The organism is Streptomyces endophytica (assembly GCF_026153355.1).
Taxonomy (GTDB): domain Bacteria; phylum Actinomycetota; class Actinomycetes; order Streptomycetales; family Streptomycetaceae; genus Streptomyces; species Streptomyces endophytica.
Genome location: NZ_CP110636.1, coordinates 5,713,176 through 5,732,351, shown reverse-complemented (window position 1 = coordinate 5,732,351; position 19,176 = coordinate 5,713,176). Strand labels below are relative to the sequence as shown.

16 protein-coding genes and 3 pseudogenes are annotated in these 19,176 nt (G+C 72.6%); 8 read left to right on the top strand and 11 right to left on the bottom strand.

From position 1 onward, the window contains the following. Positions 1-115: 115 nt before the first annotated feature. The 3 genes from OJ254_RS25645 to yczE form a co-directional block, all read right to left on the bottom strand. A complete protein-coding gene (locus OJ254_RS25645; RefSeq protein ID WP_026170122.1) occupies positions 116-493 on the bottom strand; it encodes an RNA polymerase-binding protein RbpA in 378 nt (125 codons plus the stop codon). Between the two features lie 258 nt (positions 494-751). Then, the gene (locus tag OJ254_RS31780; RefSeq protein ID WP_423835956.1) at positions 752-2,983 is read right to left on the bottom strand and encodes an MFS transporter; all 2,232 of its coding nucleotides are present in this window, start codon (positions 2,981-2,983) and stop codon (positions 752-754) included. Continuing rightward, positions 2,980-3,660 carry a membrane protein YczE gene (gene yczE / locus OJ254_RS25630; protein ID WP_265365302.1) on the bottom strand — a complete coding sequence of 227 codons (681 nt, stop codon included), beginning with the start codon at positions 3,658-3,660 and terminating at the stop codon, positions 2,980-2,982. Before yczE ends, OJ254_RS31780 begins: the two co-directional genes overlap by 4 nt. 108 nt (positions 3,661-3,768) lie before the next feature. Between yczE and OJ254_RS25625 the strand changes: the two genes are divergently transcribed. After that, positions 3,769-5,271, top strand: a complete 1,503-nt coding sequence (locus OJ254_RS25625; RefSeq protein WP_265364255.1) for an SCO1417 family PLP biosynthesis transcription factor — start codon at positions 3,769-3,771, stop codon at positions 5,269-5,271. 33 nt (positions 5,272-5,304) lie between these two features. On the opposite strand, the pseudogene OJ254_RS25620 reads toward OJ254_RS25625, so the two are convergent. Continuing rightward, positions 5,305-6,974 (bottom strand): annotated as a pseudogene (locus OJ254_RS25620) (hypothetical protein). Between the two features lie 143 nt (positions 6,975-7,117). Continuing rightward, complete coding sequence (locus OJ254_RS25615; protein ID WP_033269053.1) at positions 7,118-7,312, bottom strand: hypothetical protein; 195 nt, start codon at positions 7,310-7,312, stop codon at positions 7,118-7,120. Positions 7,313-7,584: 272 nt separating this feature from the next. On the opposite strand from OJ254_RS25615, the pseudogene OJ254_RS25610 reads away from it, so the two are divergent. Continuing rightward, positions 7,585-7,980, top strand: a pseudogene (locus OJ254_RS25610) (YchJ family protein); the annotation flags it as partial. Between the two features lie 14 nt (positions 7,981-7,994). On the opposite strand, the pseudogene OJ254_RS25605 reads toward OJ254_RS25610, so the two are convergent. Next, positions 7,995-8,377 (bottom strand): annotated as a pseudogene (locus OJ254_RS25605) (RNA-binding S4 domain-containing protein). A gap of 67 nt (positions 8,378-8,444) precedes the next feature. Beyond that, positions 8,445-9,527, bottom strand: coding sequence for a non-homologous end joining protein Ku (gene ku, locus OJ254_RS25600; protein WP_265364254.1), 1,083 nt, complete (start codon positions 9,525-9,527; stop codon positions 8,445-8,447). Positions 9,528-9,557: 30 nt separating this feature from the next. On the opposite strand from ku, the gene ligD reads away from it, so the two are divergent. Both ligD and murJ read left to right on the top strand, forming a co-directional pair. After that, complete coding sequence (gene ligD, locus OJ254_RS25595) at positions 9,558-10,451, top strand: non-homologous end-joining DNA ligase (protein ID WP_265364253.1); 894 nt, start codon at positions 9,558-9,560, stop codon at positions 10,449-10,451. Between the two features lie 132 nt (positions 10,452-10,583). Beyond that, positions 10,584-12,152 carry a murein biosynthesis integral membrane protein MurJ gene (gene murJ / locus OJ254_RS25590; RefSeq protein ID WP_265365301.1) on the top strand — a complete coding sequence of 523 codons (1,569 nt, stop codon included), beginning with the start codon at positions 10,584-10,586 and terminating at the stop codon, positions 12,150-12,152. A gap of 15 nt (positions 12,153-12,167) precedes the next feature. Here the strand turns inward: murJ and OJ254_RS25585 are convergent, their stop codons facing one another. Then, positions 12,168-12,572 carry a hypothetical protein gene (locus OJ254_RS25585; protein ID WP_265364252.1) on the bottom strand — a complete coding sequence of 135 codons (405 nt, stop codon included), beginning with the start codon at positions 12,570-12,572 and terminating at the stop codon, positions 12,168-12,170. 139 nt (positions 12,573-12,711) lie between these two features. On the opposite strand from OJ254_RS25585, the gene OJ254_RS25580 reads away from it, so the two are divergent. The 4 genes from OJ254_RS25580 to OJ254_RS25565 all read left to right on the top strand — a co-directional run bounded on the left by OJ254_RS25580 (position 12,712) and on the right by OJ254_RS25565 (position 16,999). Next, the gene (locus OJ254_RS25580) at positions 12,712-13,344 is read left to right on the top strand and encodes a class I SAM-dependent methyltransferase (protein ID WP_265364251.1); all 633 of its coding nucleotides are present in this window, start codon (positions 12,712-12,714) and stop codon (positions 13,342-13,344) included. A 153-nt stretch (positions 13,345-13,497) separates the two neighbouring features. Next, positions 13,498-14,619: an MFS transporter gene (locus tag OJ254_RS25575; protein WP_265365300.1), complete on the top strand. Its 1,122-nt coding sequence runs from the start codon at positions 13,498-13,500 to the stop codon at positions 14,617-14,619. Positions 14,620-15,161: 542 nt separating this feature from the next. Continuing rightward, complete coding sequence (locus OJ254_RS25570; RefSeq protein WP_265364250.1) at positions 15,162-16,343, top strand: D-alanyl-D-alanine carboxypeptidase family protein; 1,182 nt, start codon at positions 15,162-15,164, stop codon at positions 16,341-16,343. A gap of 452 nt (positions 16,344-16,795) precedes the next feature. Then, positions 16,796-16,999, top strand: coding sequence for a cold-shock protein (locus tag OJ254_RS25565; RefSeq protein WP_030416471.1), 204 nt, complete (start codon positions 16,796-16,798; stop codon positions 16,997-16,999). A 91-nt stretch (positions 17,000-17,090) separates the two neighbouring features. Here the strand turns inward: OJ254_RS25565 and OJ254_RS25560 are convergent, their stop codons facing one another. From OJ254_RS25560 to OJ254_RS25550, 3 genes are all read right to left on the bottom strand, one after another. Then, entirely contained in the window at positions 17,091-17,669 is a 579-nt protein-coding gene (locus tag OJ254_RS25560; protein WP_423835955.1) for a GNAT family N-acetyltransferase, read from the bottom strand. Positions 17,670-17,727: 58 nt separating this feature from the next. Continuing rightward, positions 17,728-17,916: an antitoxin gene (locus tag OJ254_RS25555; protein ID WP_265364249.1), complete on the bottom strand. Its 189-nt coding sequence runs from the start codon at positions 17,914-17,916 to the stop codon at positions 17,728-17,730. A gap of 78 nt (positions 17,917-17,994) precedes the next feature. Beyond that, complete coding sequence (locus OJ254_RS25550) at positions 17,995-19,020, bottom strand: alpha/beta hydrolase (protein ID WP_265364248.1); 1,026 nt, start codon at positions 19,018-19,020, stop codon at positions 17,995-17,997. Positions 19,021-19,176 lie beyond the last annotated feature (156 nt).

Sequence of the window (19,176 nt, the reverse complement as noted above, 5' to 3'; positions counted from 1 at the left end):
CGGCGCACGCCGGACATGCGGCGGCCGCACGTCGGACACGCCAAGGGCCGGGGCCACTGCACAGGTGCAGTGGCCCCGGCCCTTACGCGCTGGTGTTGCGCCGCAGGTCGTGCCGTCAGGCGGACTTGCGGTTGCTGTCGCGCGGATGCACGGCGATGTTCATGGTGCCGGAGCGAAGGACCGCCAGCCGTTCGGCCAGCACTTCCTCCAGCTCCTCGCGGGTGCGCCGCTCCATGAGCATGTCCCAGTGCGTACGCGCGGGCTTACCCTTCTTCTCCTCAGGGCCGTCGCCATCCACCAGAAGCGAGGGCGCACCGCATACCTTGCACTCCCACTCCGGCGGAATCTCGGCCTCGACCGAGAACGGCATCTCGAATCGATGTCCGTTCTGGCATGCGTACTCCACCGCCTGGCGCGGGGCCAGGTCGATGCCGCGGTCGGTCTCGTAGCTGGTCACCACGAGGCGCGTGCCGCGGAGAGCTCGCTCACTCATGAATCGTGCCTCCCGGGCTTGTCGCCCACAGGACAGGTGTCGCTGTCGTCGTCATCCGGTCAACGTCCGGTCGGCGGTGAAGATTCCCGTAATCGGGACATGTGCGTCGCCCGTCGTGCCGCCCCTTGTTGTACCCACCGGCGCCCGGTTTGTCACATCTGGCAGCAGATGTCACCCAGCGCCTTCCATGCTTGAGCGCGCAGTAACGGTCCGCCTGGTGAGCCAAAGGCGTATACTACCGGCCCGCGCGCCCTGGGGCTAAATCCGGTCAGGTACCGGGTTCCCGGCCGCCGCGATCGCCCGCCCCACCGGCACCCTCGCCAGCAGGACGAACCCGATCACGAAGAAGGCCGCCAGGGACACGATCGCGGCCCGGTAGCTCCCCGACAGCTGGTAGGCCACCCCGAACACCAGCGGCCCCAGCCAGCTCACCCCGCGGTCGCTCATCTCGTACGCGGAAAAGTACTCCGCCTCCTTGCCGCGCGGGACCAGATGCGAGAACAGCGACCGGGACAGCGCCTGGCTGCCGCCCAGGACCAGCCCGATGCCGGCGGCCAGCGCGAAGAACCACACCGGCGCCCGCGCGGGCAGGAAGCAGCCGGCCGTGACCGTCAGCGTCCAGGCCGCCAGCGAGCCCAGGATCGTCCGCCGGGCACCGTGACGCCGGGCCAGCCGGCCCATCAGCAGGGCGCCCGCCGCGGCCAGCACCTGCACCAGGAGGACGGCCATGATCAGCGTGGTCTGGTCCAGCCCGAGCTCCTCGGAGCCGTAGACCGACGCCTGGGTGATCACCGTCTGCACGCCGTCGTTGTAGATGAGATAGGCCAGCAGGAACGACAGGGTGAGCGGGTGGCGGCGCATGTCGCGCAGCGTTTCCCGGAGCTGGTGCCAGCCCTGCCCTAGCGGACCGCCGCCCGTCTCCGCGCCGGCGGGCCCGGCGCCGGAGCCGGCGGCCGCCGCCCGCCGGTCGCGCAGGCGCCGCAGCGGGATCAGCGAGAACGCGCCCCACCACAGCCCGGCCGACGCCAGGCAGATGCGCACCGCGGTGCCCTCGGAGACGCCGAAGGAATCGTGCGCCCCGTAGAGGACGAGGTCGGCGACGAGGACCAGTGCCCCGGAGGCGTAGCCGAACGCCCAGCCCCGCGAGGACACCGCGTCCCGTTCGGCGGGCGTCGCGATCTGCGGCAGGAAGGAGTTGTACAGCATCGACGACACCACGAAGCCGACGTTCGCGACGACCAGCAGCGCCCCGCCCAGTAGATAGCGGTCACCGCCCAGGAAGAACATCCCGGTCGTCGCCGCGGCGCCGGTGTACGCGCAGGCGCCCAGCAGCGGCTTCTTGCGGCCGGTCCGGTCGGCCAGCGCCCCGGCCAGCGGCATGACCAGTACGGACAGCAGCAGCGACACCGACACCGTGTACGCGTAGAAGGAGCCGGCGCGCACCGGGACGCCCAGCGGGTGCACGAAGCCGTGCGGGTCGGCCGCGGCCTTGGCCACCGACGTCAGGTACGGGCCGAGGAAGACCGTGAGCACGCTCGTCGAGTAGACGCTGTTCGCCCAGTCGTACCAGTACCAGCCGCGTTGCTCGCGGCGCCGGGCGGCCGTCTCGTCGACGACCCCCGCCACGGCCTCTGTGCTCTGCACGCCCCCCCGTCGTCCCGACCCCGTTCGCCGCGGACGGTCGGGGGCGTCAGACCCAGCTCCCCGCTCGGTCAGCACCGTCCGCAGCGTCTCTATCTGGTCGGTCATGATGCCATCCACGCCCAGGTCGAGCAGGGCCTTCATGCGATCCGCGTCGTTGACCGTCCAGACGTGGACCTGCATGCCCAGGGCGTGCGCGGCGCGCAGGAAGAGCGCGTCGACGACCGGGATGCCGGTGTACCGCTCGGGGACCTGGACGCAGACCGCGTTGCGCCGCACCGCCGTGCCCAGCAAGCGGTCCAGCGGCAGCGCCCCGCGCCCGTACGAACGCATCCGCAGGCCGGCCACGCCGCGGGTGCCGAGCGAGCTGGCCATCCGGCCGCCGGCCAGCCGCTGCGCCCGGGCCACCCGGGCCTCCGAGAACGAGCCCACGCACACCCGGTCCCAGGCGTGCGTACGGCGCAGCAGGTCCAGCAGCGGCTCCAGCGCGGACTCCGCCTTGAGGTCGACGTTCCAGCGCGCCTCGGGGAACTCCTCCAGCAGCTCCTCGAAGAGCGGGAGCGGCTCGCGGCCGCCGACCCGGGCCTGGCGCACGGCCCGCCAGGGGAGCTCCGCGATGGCGCCGCGGCTGTCGGTGACCCGGTCCAGGGTCGGGTCGTGGAAGGCCACCAGCTTGCCGTCCGACGTGGTGTGCACGTCGGTCTCCAGATAGCGGTAGCCGAGGCCGACCGCGTGCCGGAAGGCGGCGGCGGTGTTCTCCAGGCCGTCCGCGGCCCCGCCCCGGTGGGCGAAGGGGAGCGGTGCGGGGTGGTCCAGGTAGGCGTGGCGGAGGCGTATCGCGGGGGTCACTCCCGCAGTATCGCGCGCGAAGGTGAAGCCCCGGTGGCGCGGGCCACCACCCGGGATGGCGCCTGGGGCAGGCCGGCGATCGCGAAGCGGCGCAGGAAGAACTGCGCCAGCGGGCCGATGGCCAGGGCGTAGACCACCGTGCCGACGCCGATCGAGCCGCCGAGCAGGAAGCCGGCTGCCAGCACCGTCACCTCGATGCAGGTCCGCACCAGCCGCACCGGGCGGCCCGTCCGCAGGTGCAGCCCGGTCATCAGGCCGTCGCGTGGGCCGGGGCCGAAGCGGGCGGAGAGGTAGAGGCCGGTCGCCGCGCCGTTGAGGACGACGGCGACGGCGAGCAGCGGGATGCGGAGGCCGAGGGAGGACACTTCCGGGACCCAGGCCAGGGTCAGGTCCATCACGACCCCGAGGATCACCACGTTCGACACCGTGCCCAGGCCGGGGCGCTGGCGCAGCGGGATCCACAGCAGCAGGATCAGCGCGCCGAAGGCGACGGTGACGGTGCCGATCGACAGCCCCGTATGCCGGGATATGCCCTGGTTCAGCACGCTCCAGGGCTCCAGGCCCAGACCGGCGCGGAGCATCAGCCCCATGCTCACTCCGTACAGCACCAGCCCCGTGTAGAGCTGGACCAGCCGGCGTGCGAGCAGTCCGCGCGGCGGGCCGGCCGTACTCATCATGGACACGAAAAATTCCCCCTCATGGCAGGATTGGACCGAGGCATGACACCATGTGGCATGTCCGGGCTCGCGAAGTAGAGCCAATTGCGGGAAGGTGGACTGATCTTCATGGCCCAGTGGACTTCAGCCGTCGGCGCGCCCCAACTCGCCCGGCTGCTCCGGTCGCAGGACTCCCGCGAGGTCCAACTGGCGGGCGGACGCCGGTTGCCCGCCTACCGCGGCCTCGCCGACGGCATCCGCCTCCTCGTGCTGGAGGGCCGGATACCGGTCGCCGCCCGGCTCCCCGCCGAACGCGAACTGGCCGCCGCCTTCGGTGTCAGCCGCACCACCGTCGCCGCCGCCTACGAAGCGCTGCGCGCCGAGGGGTTCCTGGAGTCCCGGCGCGGCTCCGGCAGCTGGACCGCCGTCCCCGCCGGCAATCCGCTGCCCACCCGCGGCCTGGAGCCGCTGCCCCCCGAGGCCGCCGGCTCCATGATCGACCTCGGCTGCGCCGCCCTCCCGGCCCCCGAGCCCTGGCTCACCCGCGCCGTCCAGGCCGCGATGACCGACCTCCCGCTCTACGCCCACACCCACGGCGACTACCCGGCCGGCCTGCCCGTCCTGCGCCAGGCCCTGGCCGACCGCTACACCGCCCGCGGCATCCCCACCATGCCCGAGCAGATCATGGTGACCACGGGCGCGATGGGCGCGGTCGCCGCCATCTGCCGCCTCTGTACGAGCCCCGGCGAGCGGGTGGCCGTCGACTCGCCCTCCTACGCCAACATCCTCCAGCTGATGCGGGACGCCGGCGCCCGGCTCGTCCCGGTCGCCCTCGGGGAGCGGCTGGCCGGCTGGGACATCCCCGTCTGGCGCCAGGTGATGCGCGACGCCGCGCCGCGCATGGCGTACGTCGTCGCCGACTACCACAACCCCACCGGCACCCTCGCCACCGAGGACCAGCGCCGCCGCCTCGTCGACGCCGCACGCTCCGCCGGCACCCTCCTCGTCGTCGACGAGACCATGACCGAGCTCCGGCTCGATGCGGACACCGAAGTCCCCCCGCAGGTCTGCTCGTTCGACCCGGCCGGCAGCGCGGTGATCACCGTGGGATCGGCCAGCAAGGCCTTCTGGGCCGGGATGCGGATCGGCTGGGTGCGCGCCGCACCCGACATCATCCGCAGCCTGGTCGCCGCCCGGGCCTACTCCGACCTCGGCTCACCGGTCCTCGAACAGCTCGCCATCGCCTCGCTGCTGACGGGCGACGGCTGGGAGCAGGCCGTCGGCATCCGGCGCGACCAGGCCCGCGAGAACCGCGACGCCATCGTCGCCGCGCTCCGCCGCCACCTCCCGGACTGGGAGTTCAGCGTGCCGCACGGCGGCCTCACGCTCTGGGTGCGCACCGGCGGACTGTCCGGCTCGCGGATCGCCGAGGCGGGGGAGCGGCTGGGTGTTCGGGTGCCCTCCGGCCCGCGGTTCGGCGTGGACGGCGCCTTCGAGGGCTTCGTCCGGCTGCCGTTCACGGTCAGCGGGGCGGTCGCCGACGAGGCCGCGGTCCGGCTGGCGGGCGCCGCGCGCCTGGTCGCCACGGGCGCGCCGGTGGACACCGAACCACGGCACTCGTTCGTGGCCTGACGGGTCGTCAACTTCCGGTAAACGGCAGATGGCTCAGCGCTCCGCGCGGAGCGCCTCCACCGAGCCGCCCCGGGCCGCACGGGACTCGCCGCCCTTGACGATCGACACCCGGGCCGCCGGCCCCACCGGCTCGGCGGCGTCCGCCGACACGTCCCCCGGCGCCTCCTCGCCGGCCGGAACCACCCGCTCCGGCAGCAGGGCCAGTACGGCCTGCCGGTGCGCCTCGCCGGTCGCCTCGTCGAGCGGGTCGGGGGTGGCGGGCACCTGCAGGCGCAGCACCTCGCCGGTCCCCAGCCGTACGTAGCCGCGCCCCGGCGGCACGCTCGCCGTCGGCGTGGTGTGCGGCGGCGCCCCGAGCACCGCCCGCACCTCCTCCGCCGTGGCCGACCCGAGCACCACCCGCGCCTTGGTGTGCGCCCGCACGGCCTCGCCGAGCAGCTCGGCGTTCTCGAACTGCTCCGCCACGACCACCGTCACCTGCGCCGCCCGGCCGTGCCGCAGCGGCACCTGCAGCCACCGCTGGGGATCGTCCCGCCCTTCCGTGGACGCGAGGTGGGTCAGCGCCGACGGCCGGTCCACCAGGATCCACAGCGGCCGCCGGACGTCCTCCGGTACGGGCCGGCCGGCCTGCCGCGCGCGGTTCGCGGTGACCAGCCGTCGCTCGGTCTCCTGCGCGGCCCACTCCAGCGCCGCCAGCGCCCCGGCCAGTCCGCTCTCCACGCCCAGCACGCCCCGGCGGCCGGCCAGGCACCCGAAATCGCCGGCGCCGCCGCCGTCCACGACCAGCAACTCGCCGTGCTGCAGCGCCTGCAGCGCGATCGAGCGCAGCAGTGTCGTCACGCCGGAGCCGGGCGGCCCCATGGCCAGCAGATGCGGCTCCGTGGAGCGCTGGCCGGTGCGCCACACCACCGGGGGCGCGTCGCGGGTGCCCCCGTCGCCGTCGACCGGCAGCGTCCGTCGCACGGCGTCGGCGTCGGTGAATCCGAGCACCGTCTCGCCCGGCGAGGTGACGAAGCGCTGCGCGGCGATGTCGGCCGGCAGCGCGGACAGCGCGGTCACGGTCAGCTGGTTGGCCAGCTCGTCCCAGGCGAAGTGGTACTCCCGGCCGCGACCGGCCTTGGCGTACAGCACCTGCTCGATGCGGGCCCGGGACTGGTCCTCACCGTCGGTGAAGTACGGCGGGTACTTCAGCCGGAGCCGCGCCAGCCGCCCGTCGTCGAAGGCGTACTCGGGGAACGCCCCCGCCCAGTCGCCGCCGGGCGCGTACAGCGGACTCGGGTCGCCCTCGACGGCCAGATACGGCACCAGCGCCTCGTACAGCGCCCGCAGCCGCTCGGTCTCCGCCTCGCTGGGGCCGGTCTCCACCGTGACGCGTTCCCGCCCCGCCCAGGCGCCCGCGATCATCGTCGCGATCAGTGCCAGCAGCGGCCCGTACGGGACCAGCGCCACGATCAGCACGCACGCGCCGATGAAGAACAGCGCCGGTCCGCGCTGCTCCTGGGGCGTCTCGGCCCACCGCCCCGGCCGGCCACCGCCAGCCGGCGCAGCCCCCGGCCGATCGTGATCAGCGGGTGGAACACGTCCGAGGCGCCGTCCGCGGCGCTGCGCGCGAAATCGCGCCCGCGCAGGAGCGACACGCTCTGCGTCACACGGGCGAGCGGTACGCGGTCGGTCAGGATGCGGGGCAGAGGACGCCGGGCCACATCGTCTCCAGGTGCTCGTGCGGTGGTCGGGGGAGCTCGGTCGGGCGGCGGGCCGGGGGCGGGCGGCGCGTGGCGGCCGCCCCGGCCCGCACCCTGGCCGCTGATCGGAGGGAGCCGCGGGGGAGGGGCCTCGGGAAGGTCTCCTAAAGCTTGATCCCCCCGAGGAGGCTCGCCAGGCTCGCCCCGCCGGCCTTGATGCTCGGCGCGATGGCGGAGCTCGCGAGATAGAACCCGAAGAGCGCGGAGATCAGCGCGTGGGACAACTTGAGGCCGTCTTTGCGGAAGAACAGGAAGACGATGACACCGAGCAGGACGACGCCGGAAATGGACAGAATCATGGGGTGTTCTCTCCTGGGTGGTGGGGACGGTCACCTTGAGTTCTTCCAGCCTCACAGGCCGCATCAAGCCATAAGAAGCGGCAAACGGGTGATTTGTCGTTGAAATTCCCTATATGGGCGCAGCTTCAGGGCGTGTCGCCCCGGCGTGTCCGTCACCGCCGTCCGGCCGGGTCCCCGCGCACCCCGGTGGGTCGCGAACCACCCCTGCCGACCCGGCACAATCTTCGGGTGCCGAAGTCCAAGAAGAAGCCGGCCGGCCCGCCGCGCCGCCCCGCCGCCGTGACCCCGCCGCCCCCTGCCCCTGCGGCCGCGACGCCACCTACGGCGACTGCTGCGCCCCCTTCCACCAGGGCAGCGCCGCCGCCCCGACCGCGGAACGGCTGATGCGCTCGCGCTACAGCGCCTTCGCCGTCGGTGACACCGGCTACCTCCTGCGCACCTGGCACCCGTCCACCCGGCCGGCCGCCCTCGACCTCGAACCGGCGCAGCGCTGGACCCGGCTGGAGATCCTCGGCGCCACCGGCGGCAGCGCTTTCCACACCGAGGGCACGGTGGAATTCCGCGCGCACTACACCCTGCACGGCCACGCCGACAGCCAGCACGAGCACAGCCGCTTCGTCCGCGAGAACGGCGCCTGGGTCTACCTCGACGCGCTCCCGGAGGCCTGAGGAGCCCCGCGGGGTCAGTCGATGCCGCGGCGCCGCAGCTGGTCGATCTCCCGGCGGTCCCGCTTGGTGGGGCGCCCGGTGCCGCGGTCCCGGAGGCCCATCAGCGGGACCTCCTCGCGGGGCGGGGCGGCGGGCTGTTGTCGACGAAGCACTCCGCGGCGACGGCCGCGCCCACCCGCTTGCGCACCAGCCGCGAGACCACCACGATCCGCTCCCGGCCGGCGTGCCGCAGCCGCACCTCGTCACCGCTGCGCACGGCGTGCGCCGGCTTCACCCGCTCGCCGTTGACCCGTACGTGCCCCGCCCGGCAGGCGGCCGCGGCCAGTGAACGGGTCTTGGTGAGCCGCACGGACCAGATCCAGCTGTCGATACGGGTGGTCCCCTCGTCTGAAGCCATACCGAAACTCTAGAACGGGCCGGGGAGCAGGAATGCGCGCGGCCGGGACTCGCCCCGGGGAAAGGGCCTAGCCGGACTTCTTGGCCGCGCCCCTTTTGGCGGTGCTTTTCTGAGCGGCTTTCCGTGGGGCGCTCTTCTTGGCCGCGTCTTTGCCCGCCGTGCTCTTCGCTGTCGTACTTTTCGCCGCCGCGGTCTTCGACGCCGTGCTTTTCTTCGCCGCGCTCTTCGCCGTGCTCTTCTCCGGTCCGGACTTCGCCGCCGCGGACTTCTTGGCGGCGGCCTGCTTCGCCGGTGTCTTCTTGGCCGCGGATTTGCCCGCCGTCTTCCGCCCCCGTAGGGGTGTCACGGACGCCGGCTCCGCCTCGGCCTCCGTCCGCCCTTCCCGTGCCGCCCGCACGCTCTTCTCCAGCGCCGCGGTCAGATCGATGACCCGGGCGGACGGGCCCGGGGCGGCGGGGGCGACCGGTTCCTCGCCCTCCAGCTTGGCGGCGACCAGCTCCTCCACGGCCTCCCGGTACTCGTCGTGGAGTTCGGTCGGGTCCAGCTCGCCCAGCGAGTCCATCAGCGTCTCGGCCAGCGACAGCTCGTTCTCGCGGATCTGCACGGCCTCGGGACCCACGCCGGCGGCCGGCCGGATCTGGTCGGGCCACAGCAGCGCATGCATCACGATCGCCCCCTCGTACGCCCGCAGCATCGCCAGTGACTCCCGGCCGCGCATCGCCACCTTGCCGATCGCGACCTTCCGGTGGTGCTCCAGCGCCTCCCGCAGCAGGGCGTACGGCTTGGCGGCGGCCGCCCCGTTGGGGCCGAGGTAGTACGCCTTGTCCAACTGGAGCGGGTCGATCTCGCCGGGGTCGACGAAGGACAGGATGGTCAGCGTCTTGGACGTCGGCATCGGCAGTCGCGACAGTTCGTCGTCGCTGATCGGCACGATGATGTCGTCGCCCGGCGGCTGGTAGCCCTTGCCCACCTCTTCGTTGGGGACTTCCTCGCCGTCGAGCTCGCAGATCTTGCGGTACTGGATCTGCGCGCCGTCCTTTTCGTGAATGCGGACGAAAGAGACGGACGAGGTCCGGTCCGTGGCGCTGTACGTCTTCACGGGGATGGTGACCAGCCCGAAGGAAATTGACCCATTCCAGATAGAACGCATATTTCATCCCTTGTGTGGGATTCTCATCGTATGTCGCCGATCACCATGGTGGAGGGGCGGCGCCTCTCGCTGACCAACCTGGACAAGGTCCTCTATCCACGGACCGGCACCACCAAGGGTGAGGTGCTCCACTACTGCACCACCACCGCGGACGCCCTGCTCGCGCACCTGGCGGACCGGCCGCTGTCCTTCCTGCGCTATCCCGACGGGCCCGACGGCCAGCGCTTCTTCACCAAGAACGTGCCGCCCGGCACGCCCTCCTGGGTGAAGACCTGCGAGGTCCCCCATTCGACGTCCGGGCCCACCCGGCAGGTCGTGATCGACGGCCTCGCCGCGCTGGTCTGGGCCGCGAACCTGGTCGTCGAACTGCACACCCCGCAATGGACCTGCCGGGCACCCGGCATCGCCGACCGGCTGGTGTTCGACCTGGACCCCGGGGAGCCCGCCACCATCGTGGAGTGCTGCCTGGCGGCCCGGTGGCTGCACGCCCGGCTGACCGCCGACGGCCTGGACGTGCACGCCAAGACCAGCGGCTCCAAGGGGCTGCACCTCATCGTGCCCATCGAGCCGGCCCCCTCCGAACGGGTCACCGCCTACGCCCGGCACCTCGCCGTCGAGGCCGCCCGGGCCCTGCCCGACCTCGTCGTCCACAAGATGACCAAGTCGCTGCGCCCGGGCAAGGTCTTCATCGACTTCTCGCAGAACTCCGCCGCCAAGACCACCGCCGTCGCCTACACGCTGCGCGCCCGGGCCACCCCCACCGTCTCCACCCCCGTCACCTGGGACGAGGTGGCCGACTGCACCGAACCGGAGCAACTCACCTTCCTCTTCAGCGACATCGCCCCCCGCTGCGCCGCCCACGGCGATCTGCTCGCCCCGCTCCTGGACCCCGCCCGCGCCCGCCCGCTGCCGGGAGCGGCATAGGTTGTCCCCATGATCGAGGGGACATCGGACGACACCATGCAACTGCGGGTATCCGGCCGGGAGATATCCGCCGGCGACCCGACCACGGGGGAGAAGGAGGCCGGCGGCGGGCTGGCCCGCTCCTCACTCCTGATGGCGGCGGGGACCGTGGTGTCCCGTGCCACCGGGCTGTTCCGGAACGTGCTCCAGGCGGCCGCGCTCGGCACCGGACTGCTCGCCACCACCTACAACACCGCCAACGTCGTCCCGATGAGCCTCTACACCCTGCTGATCGGCGGCGCGCTCAACTCCGTGCTCGTACCTCAGCTGGTCCGGGCCCGGGCCGAGCACCCGGACGGCGGCCGGGCCCACGAACAGCGGCTGGTCACCCTCGTCCTGAGCGTGCTCACGGTGGGCACCCTGCTCTCGGTGTGGGCCGCCCCGCAGATCGTCGCGCTCTACACGCCCGACACGCCCCGGACCCACGCCGCCTTCGCCCTCACCGTCGTCTTCGCCCGCTTCCTGCTTCCGCAGATCTTCTTCTACGGGCTCTTCTTCATCCTCGGCCAGGTCCTCAATGCCCGCAGCAGGTTCGGCGCGATGATGTGGACGCCGGTCCTCAACAACGTCGTGCTGATCGCGATGTTCGGCCTCTACCTCGGGCTGCTGGCCGGTCCCGACCGGATCGAGGACATCACCCCCGGCCAGATCGATCTGCTCGGCCTCGCCACCACCGGCGGCATCGCCCTGCAGGCCCTGGCCCTGGTCCCGTTCGTGCGCGCGGCCGGCTTCCGCTTCCGGCCGCGCTTCGACTGGCGGGGCAGCGGCCTCGGCAAGAGCATCTCGGCGGCCCGCTGGACTCTGCTGTTCGTGCTCGCCAACCTGGCCGCGATGACCGTCGTCACGCACTACGCCGGCGCCGCCGACCGGCAACTCCCCACCGCGGGCGTCGGATACACCGCCTACAACTACGCCCAGGGCATCTGGATGCTGCCGCAGTCGATCGTGACCGTCTCGCTGGTGACGGCCCTGCTGCCCCGGATGAGCCGGGCGGTCGCCGAACACCGCCTGGACGACCTGCGCAGCGACCTCTCCCGGGCCCTGCGCGTCAGCGGCGTGCTCATCGTCCCGGCCGCCTTCTTCTTCGTCGCGCTCGGCCCGCAGACCGCCCAACTGCTGTTCGCCCACGGCTCGGTGAACGCCGCCTCGGCCGCGCCGACCGGCCACATGCTGCAGGCGTTCGGCCTCGGCCTGATCCCGTTCTCCGCCCAGTACCTGCTGCTGCGCGGCTTCTACGCCTTCGAGGACACCCGTACGCCGTTCTGGACGGGCGCCGGCATCGCCGCCCTCAACATCGTCCTGGCCACCGCCTGCCATCTGCTGCTGCCGGCCCGCTGGGCGGTCACCGGCATGGCCGCCGCCTACACCGTCGCGTACGGGGCCGGGCTGCTGCTCACCGTGCTGCTGCTGCGCCGGCGCCTCTCCGGCCGCCTCGACGGCCGCCGGCTGTGCCGGACCTACGGCAAGCTGACCGGCGCCGCCGCCGTGGCCGGCGCGGTGGCCTGGCTCGTGGCCCGGGCGTGCTCCGGGGCCGCCGTGCCGCCCTTCTGGTCCCCCGTCCTGGCGCTGGCCGCCGGCGGCCTCACCATGGCCCTGCTCTTCCTGGCGCTCGCCCGGCTCCTCAAGGTCACCGAACTGCGCACCCTGCCCGGCCTGCGGTGAACCGAAGCCGGTCGCTCACACCGCGTGCGGCCGGGCCCAGGACGCCCGGCCGGCCGCCTCGATCCAGTTGATGACGGCCCGGACCGTGGCGTCGCCCAGACCCGCGATGTTCGCGACCGCGACCGCGTCCGCGGCCTCCGGTGCGATGCCGGCCGCGGTCAGCGCGGCCTGGAGGTCCGGCTTCCGGCGATCGGGCAGGGCCACCGGGCCCTGCAGCCGCTCCTCGGGGCGCGGCGGCGGCAGCGGCCACTCGTCGGCCCGCCAGGGCCCGCCTGGCACCCGGTCCTCCGGGCGGGGCGGCGGCAGCAGCGGATCGAGCGGCAGCGCGAGGGTGTCCAGACGGTCCTCGGCGCGCGGCGGAGCGAGCGTGTAGTCCGGTGCCGCGCCGTACGGCGGGGGAGTGGGGCGGTCGAGCGGCATCGGGACCTCCACGGCTCGCGGGAACGGAACAGCGCTGTCACCTCTCCGGAAGCCGCGGAGGACCCGCCTGGTTGCGCCGCACGCAGGGATTCACCCGATGGAACCACCCGGAACCGCCCGGGCTCGTTAGGGTGACCCGATGCCGTTCACCGACCTACCGGCGGCGCCGCCGGATCCGTACTGGAACCACAATGTGCACTACCACCGGCTGGTCCTGGACGCGGTGCCGGACGGCTGTGCGCGGGCGCTGGACGTCGGCTGCGGTGACGGCCTGCTGGTCCGCAAACTGGCCCGGCGGATCGACGAGGTGACCGGCGTGGACCGCTCCGCCGCGATGCTGCGGCTGGCCCGCGAGGGCAGTGCCGGAATCCCGAACACCAGCTTCCTGGAAGCCGACTTCATGGCGGACGGTGCCCTGCCGGGCGGCTATGACCTCGTCACGGCCGTGGCCGTCATCCACCACGCGGAGTTCACCGCCGCGGCCCGCCGCCTGACCGGTCTGCTGGCGCCCGGCGGCCGTCTCGTGGTCGTCGGGCTGGCGGCCAACGGAACGCCCTGGGACTGGCTCGTCAGCGGCGCCGGCCTCCCGGCCGCCCGCCTCCAGGCCCGCCGGCACGGCGGCAAGTCCGGACCGCCCGGCATGCCGATCCTGGACAGCCCCATGACCTGGGGCGAGGTCCGCCGCGCCGCCCGCGCCTGCCTGCCGGGCAGCCGCTACCGACGTCATCTGCTGTGGCGCTATTCGCTGGTGTGGGACAAACCGCGGGGCTGACGCCCTGAGGCCCGCCCCTGAGCCTCGACCGCTCGAAGCCTTGCGGCGCGCGCCGCCCACATTCTGAAACGATCGATCCAAAATCCTGTACAGTCCCGCCTGCGCAAGTATTGTGACGATCAGTTCAGAAAGGTGGGGGACGGCCAGATGACCATGCCGCGCCCTGTATATGTGCTGGCCATGGGCGTTTTCGCCATGGTGACCAGCGAGTTCGTGGTGGCCGGGCTGATGCCCCAGATGGCCGACGGGCTGGGGGTGAGCGTCCCTCGGATCGGCTATCTCATCACCGCCTTCGCGGTGGCCATGGCGGCCGGCGGACCCTTCCTCACCGTCGCCGTACGGAAACTGCGCCAGAAGACGGCGCTGATGCTGCTGTTCGCCATATTCCTGGCCGGCAACGTGCTGGCCGCCATCGCCCCCGACTACGGGGTGATGCTGGTCGCCCGCATCGTCACCGGGGTCGCCGCACAGGCGTTCTTCGGCGTGACCGTCTCGCTCTGCGTCCAGCTGACCCGCCCGGAGATCCGCGGCCGGGCCATCGCGGTGGCCATGAACGGGCTGATGCTCGGCACCCTGCTGGGCCTGCCGCTGTCGACGGTCGTCGGGGAACGCCTCGGCTGGCGGGCGGCGTTCTGGGTGGTCTCGGCCATCGCCGTACTGGCCGCGCTCGCCACCCTCGCCGGCGTGCCCGCTCTCGGCCGGCCCGAGGGCGGCGGCAGCGTACGGGAGGAACTGGCGGCCTTCCGCAAGCCCCGGCTGTGGCTGGTGCTGTCCACCAGTACGTTGATCATCGGCGCCACCTTCTCCGCGTTCAGCTACTTCCACCCGCTGCTCACCAAGGTCACCGGCTTCTCGGCGGGCACCGTGCCGCTGCTGCTCCTCGGCTACGGTGCCGCCACCGTCGTCGGCAACACCGTCGTCGGACGGCTCGCGGACCGGCACACCGTCGGCGTCCAGCTCGTCGGGCTGACGCTGAACGCGCTCTTCCTCGCCGGCCTCGCCCTCCTCGCCGACCGCGCGGTACCGGCCGTGCTGCTGATGGCGGGGATCGGGCTGGTCGGCGTCACGATGAACCCGGCCATGGCGGTAAGGGTCCAACGCACCGCAAACGCCGGCCCGTTGGTGAACACCGTGCACTCCTCCTTCATCACCCTCGGCGTCATCATCGGCTCCTCCGCCGGCGGCCTGGCCATCGCCTCCGCCGGCCTACGGGCCCCCTTGTGGCTCGGCGCGGCCCTGGCGATCCTGGGCCTCGCGACGCTCCTGCCGGGTTAGTACTCGCCCACGTACCCGTCTGTCCCGCCGCGGGGCTTGTTCGCCGTTGCGCTTGGCGGCGCCCCGCATGTACCTCGCCGTCCCGCCGTGGGTCGTCTCGCCGTTGCGCCTGGCGGCGGGCGTGGTGTTTTGGGTGCGGTGCCGGCCCTCCAGACTTCGTCCTCCGGTCCAGCCCCTCCCGTGAGTGGGAGTTTCTCAGCTGGTTGGGGGCGGACCCGGTCTGTTGCCTGCGGGCGTGTGGGCATTACGTGCGCCCCCACCGGCCAAAACTTTCCCCTTCACGGGAGGGGACGGGCCGGAGGGGCCGGTTGTGTGGACGTAAAGCGTCAGCAGTCCACACAACCGGCCCCGCAGGCCCGTCACCGCACCCAACAACAACCCAGCCCGCCGCAGGCGCAACGGCGAGAACACCCGCGGCGGGACGGCAAGGTACGTGGGAGGCGCCGCAAAGCGCAGCGGACAGGTACGTGGGAGGCACCGCAAAGCGCCGGATGGCGTAAGCCAACCGGCGCCCGGCCCACCGCGTTCCTAGCGTGGGCCTCATGTCGAGCGTGAGATGGGCCCCCGTCAGAGCCGTGGCCGTCGTGGCCGTTTGTGCCGCCGGCCTGCTGGCCGTGCCCGGTCCGGCGCGCGCCAGTGGTGTGTGCCGGACCGTACGGGCCGATGGCCCGTACGGCGTCGACGACCTGCGGGCCGGGGCCCGCCCCGCGGCCGACGCCGGGAACCGGCTGGACCGGCGCGGGGTGCAGTTCGTGGCCCGGGAGGACGTACCGGAGCCGCCGAAGGTCACCGCGCTGTCGTGGATGGTGACGGACCTGGGGAGCGGCAAGGTGCTGGCCGCCAAGGACGTCCACCGGCCGCTGCCGCCCGCCAGTACGCTCAAGACGCTGTTCGCGCTGACCGTGCTGCCGAAGTTCTCCCAGGGGACGGTGCACACCGTCTCCATGGAGGACCTGGCCGGCATCGAGGCGGGCAGTTCGATGGCCGGGCTCAGGGAGGAGGTGCCGTACCACGTCGCCGACCTGTGGCACGGCGTCTTCCTCAGCTCCGGCAGCGACGCGGTGCACACCCTGGCCGCCATGAACGGCGGCTGGAACAAGACCATCGACGACATGCAGGAGACCGCGCGCCGCCTCGGCGCCCGGGACACCCGGGTGGAGTCCGCGGACGGCTTCGACACCCCGGGGCAGGTCTCCTCCGCCTACGACCTGGCGCTCTTCGGGCAGGCGGGGCTGACCAACCCCGACTTCGCGGAGTTCGCCGCGACGAAACGGGCCCAGCTCCCGCAGGGCGGCGGCCCGGACTCGTTCGGCATCCAGAACACCAACCGGCTGCTGGTCGGCTCGCACGGCGTGCGGCCGTACGAGGGACTGATCGGGGTGAAGAACGGCTACACCACGCACGCCGGCAACACCCTGGTCGCGGCCGCCCGGCGGGACGGCCGGACGCTGCTGGTCACCGCGATGAACCCGCAGTCCGGTGCCCCGAACGCGGTGTACGAGGAGACCCGTGCCCTGCTGGACTGGGGGTTCGAGGTGGCGCCCCGGGCCGCCGCGGTGGCCATGCTGCCGCGTGTCGCCCCGGGCTGGCGGGACGCCGGGGCCGGGCAGGTCGCCCACCGGCCGTCACCGCTGCACCCCTGCACGAGGCCGGCGCCCCGGGGAGCGGCGACGGCGCGGGGCGCCAGCGGTGGCTGCTGTCGTCGGCCGCGGCCGTCGGGGTGATCGCGGCCGCCGGCCTCGGCACCGGGCTCTGGTGGCGCCGCCGCAAGCCGTGCACGGCGGCGGGAGCGGCAGGAAAGGACCCGGAGGTGGGTCCGGAGGCCGGCCCGGAGAGGACCGCGGACCGGGAGGAGCGCTGATGGGTGGTCAGGCGGCTGGCCGCACCCGCCGGTTCCGCACACACATCCGATAGGTCAGGTATACGGAGGACATCGGATGGCCCTGGCCCGGTGAAGGGCGACGCGTCCGTCCCGGACCTGCCGCCCGCCGGGCGTTGCTCGGTGTAGCGTCCTGAACAGCTGTCGTGGTTCCGAAGTACCGGGCGCCCGTGTCGCATTCACGGGCGTTCTTGCTGTGCGTGTGCGTGTGCGGTGCGTCTCCGGACCCAAGGCGATCACCTCCGGGTTGCGCAGTCGCGGAACCCGATCCGAGCCCCTTGAACGAAGGAGACAGATATGGCTTCCGGCACGGTGAAGTGGTTCAACTCGGAGAAAGGCTTCGGCTTCATCGCCCAGGACGGCGGCGGCGCCGACGTCTTCGCGCACTACTCCAACATCGACGCCACCGGCTACCGCGAGCTCCAGGAGGGCCAGAAGGTGACGTTCGAGGTCACCCAGGGCCACAAGGGCCCGCAGGCGGAGAAGATCCGGCTGGCCTGACCCGTCCGCACCACGCGGCGAGGGGCGCCCGTTCCCGACCGGGGGCGGGCGCCCCTCCGCGTCCGGACGCGGTCCGGACGTGCCCGCGGCCTTACGGGCGGCGGTCGTTGAGGATCTTCTGGAACAGCCGGTGGTCGCGCCAGGCGCCGTTGATGTGCAGATAGTTCTCGGCCGTGCCGAACGCGGTGAAACCGCACTTCAGCAGCGTGCGCTGGGACGCGTGGTTGTCGACGAGGGTGCCCGCCTGGACGCGGTGCAGGCCCAGCTCGGCATCGGCCGCGGCACAGACCGCGGTCACCGCGGCCGAGGCCAGGCCGCGGCGCAGCTGGCCCGCGTCGATCCAGTAGCCCAGGTGGGCATTGCGGAACGGGCCCCGCACGATCCCGGTCAGCGTGATCGCACCGACGACCTCGGGCTCCCCGGCGCCGTCGTCCGGCCGCCGCTCCAGCACCCACGGCATGGCCTGCCCGGCGCTCCGCTCCGCGAGCAGGGCGCGCAGCCGGGCCGCCTGGCCGTCGGTGGTGAAGAACGCATCGTCCCGGTCCGGTTCCCAGCGGCGGAGATGGTCCCGGCTGCGCCGGTAGGACCGGGCGAGACCGGCGGCGTCCTCCGCCGTGACGGGGCGCATCAGGACGTCTGGGGCCAGCTGGGCGGACGACGCGGAGATCATCCGCACAGCGTACGGGCGGGGCGGCGGCCCGGCACCGCCGTTGGGAAATCCCGTTCGGTCAGCTCTGCGGCGGCTGGTCCTGATCGCGGCCGAGCTGGTCCCGCAGCTTGTCCTGTGCCGTGTCGACCTGCCCGGAGTACTTGCCCTGGGTCTTCTCGTCGACGAAGTCGCCGGCCTTGTCCACGCCCTTGCCGGTCTGTTCCTCGTGACCCTTCAGCATCTGCTTGAGCTTGTCCATCACGGACATGGTGTGACCTCCTCGGGACGGCCCCCCGCCACTCCAGCATCACCCCCGGTCAGGTGATCTGCATCCGCGCGCCCGGCGTCAGGAACGAGTCGGCACCGGGGCCTTCAGATGGTCGCTGATGAACTTCAGGGAGCCGTCGGCCATGCCCTTCTGGTAGTCCCAGGCGTTGTGCCGGCCGCCGGGTATGAGCTGCAACGACGTGTGGATCGGCCCCTTGCCGTAGGCGTTGCGGAACTTCTGGATGGGCAGGGTGACGGCTGGGGACTCCCGGGTGCCCGCCTGGAAGGCGAGGTAGACGTCCGGGCCGCCCTTCTGGAGCAGCCGCTGGGCGAGCTTCTCCGGGTTGTTGGCGTCCTTCTCCGCCTGGTGCCCGGCCCACAGCGGGGAGTCCGGCACGATGTCCGGCCCGCTGGCGATCGCCGCCTTGAACCTGTCCGGGTGCTTGAGCACGGACTTCAGCCCGGCGAAGCCGCCCGAGGACGAGCCCATGAACGCCCAGCCGTCGCGGGACCGGTAGGTGCGGAAGTTGGCCTTCGCCAGGTCCACCACGTCCTCCGTCAGCCAGGTGCCCATCTTCTGCTGGCCGGGTATGTCGCTGGAGTCGTGGTACTGGGTGTCCGGGTTGAGCATCGGCATCACCACGATGAACGGCAGGCTCTTGCCCTCCGCGGTCCACCGGGTGAGGTTCTCCTGGAGCTTGATGTCGCCGCCGACCCAGTAGTTGGTGACCCCGTCGGCGTCCTGCGGACTGCCCAGACCGCCCGGCAGGGCGATCAGCACCGGGAATCCGCTCTTGGCGTACTTCGGGTCCTGGTACTCCTTCGGCGCCCAGACCCAGACGCTGCCGGTGACCCCGGACTTGGGGCCCTTCAGCGTGGTCCGGGCGATGTGCGTGCCGTCGTCGAGCGTGCGGGTGACCCGGAAGTCGCTCTTCGGGCCCGTCGGCATACGGGTGTCCGCGTCCACGGGTTTGACGGGCGCGGCCCCGTCGGGTTTGCCGCCGGCGTTGAAGTCGACCGGCTGCCCGGTCTCCGAGCAGCCGGTGAGCAGTGCGCAGGAAGCGACGAGGGCGGTCGCGAGCGCGACGGCGTAAGGGTGTTTCAACGGGGACTCCGGGGCGGTGGATCAACGGCACGTGCCCTTGCACGTGCTCATATAGAGGGAAAAGGGGTGGTGGGGGTTCCCTCGCGCCGGGCCGGCCGGACGAGGCGGCGCGGGGCTCCGGCGCGACCCGTTCACCCGAACGGCCCTACGCGCCCC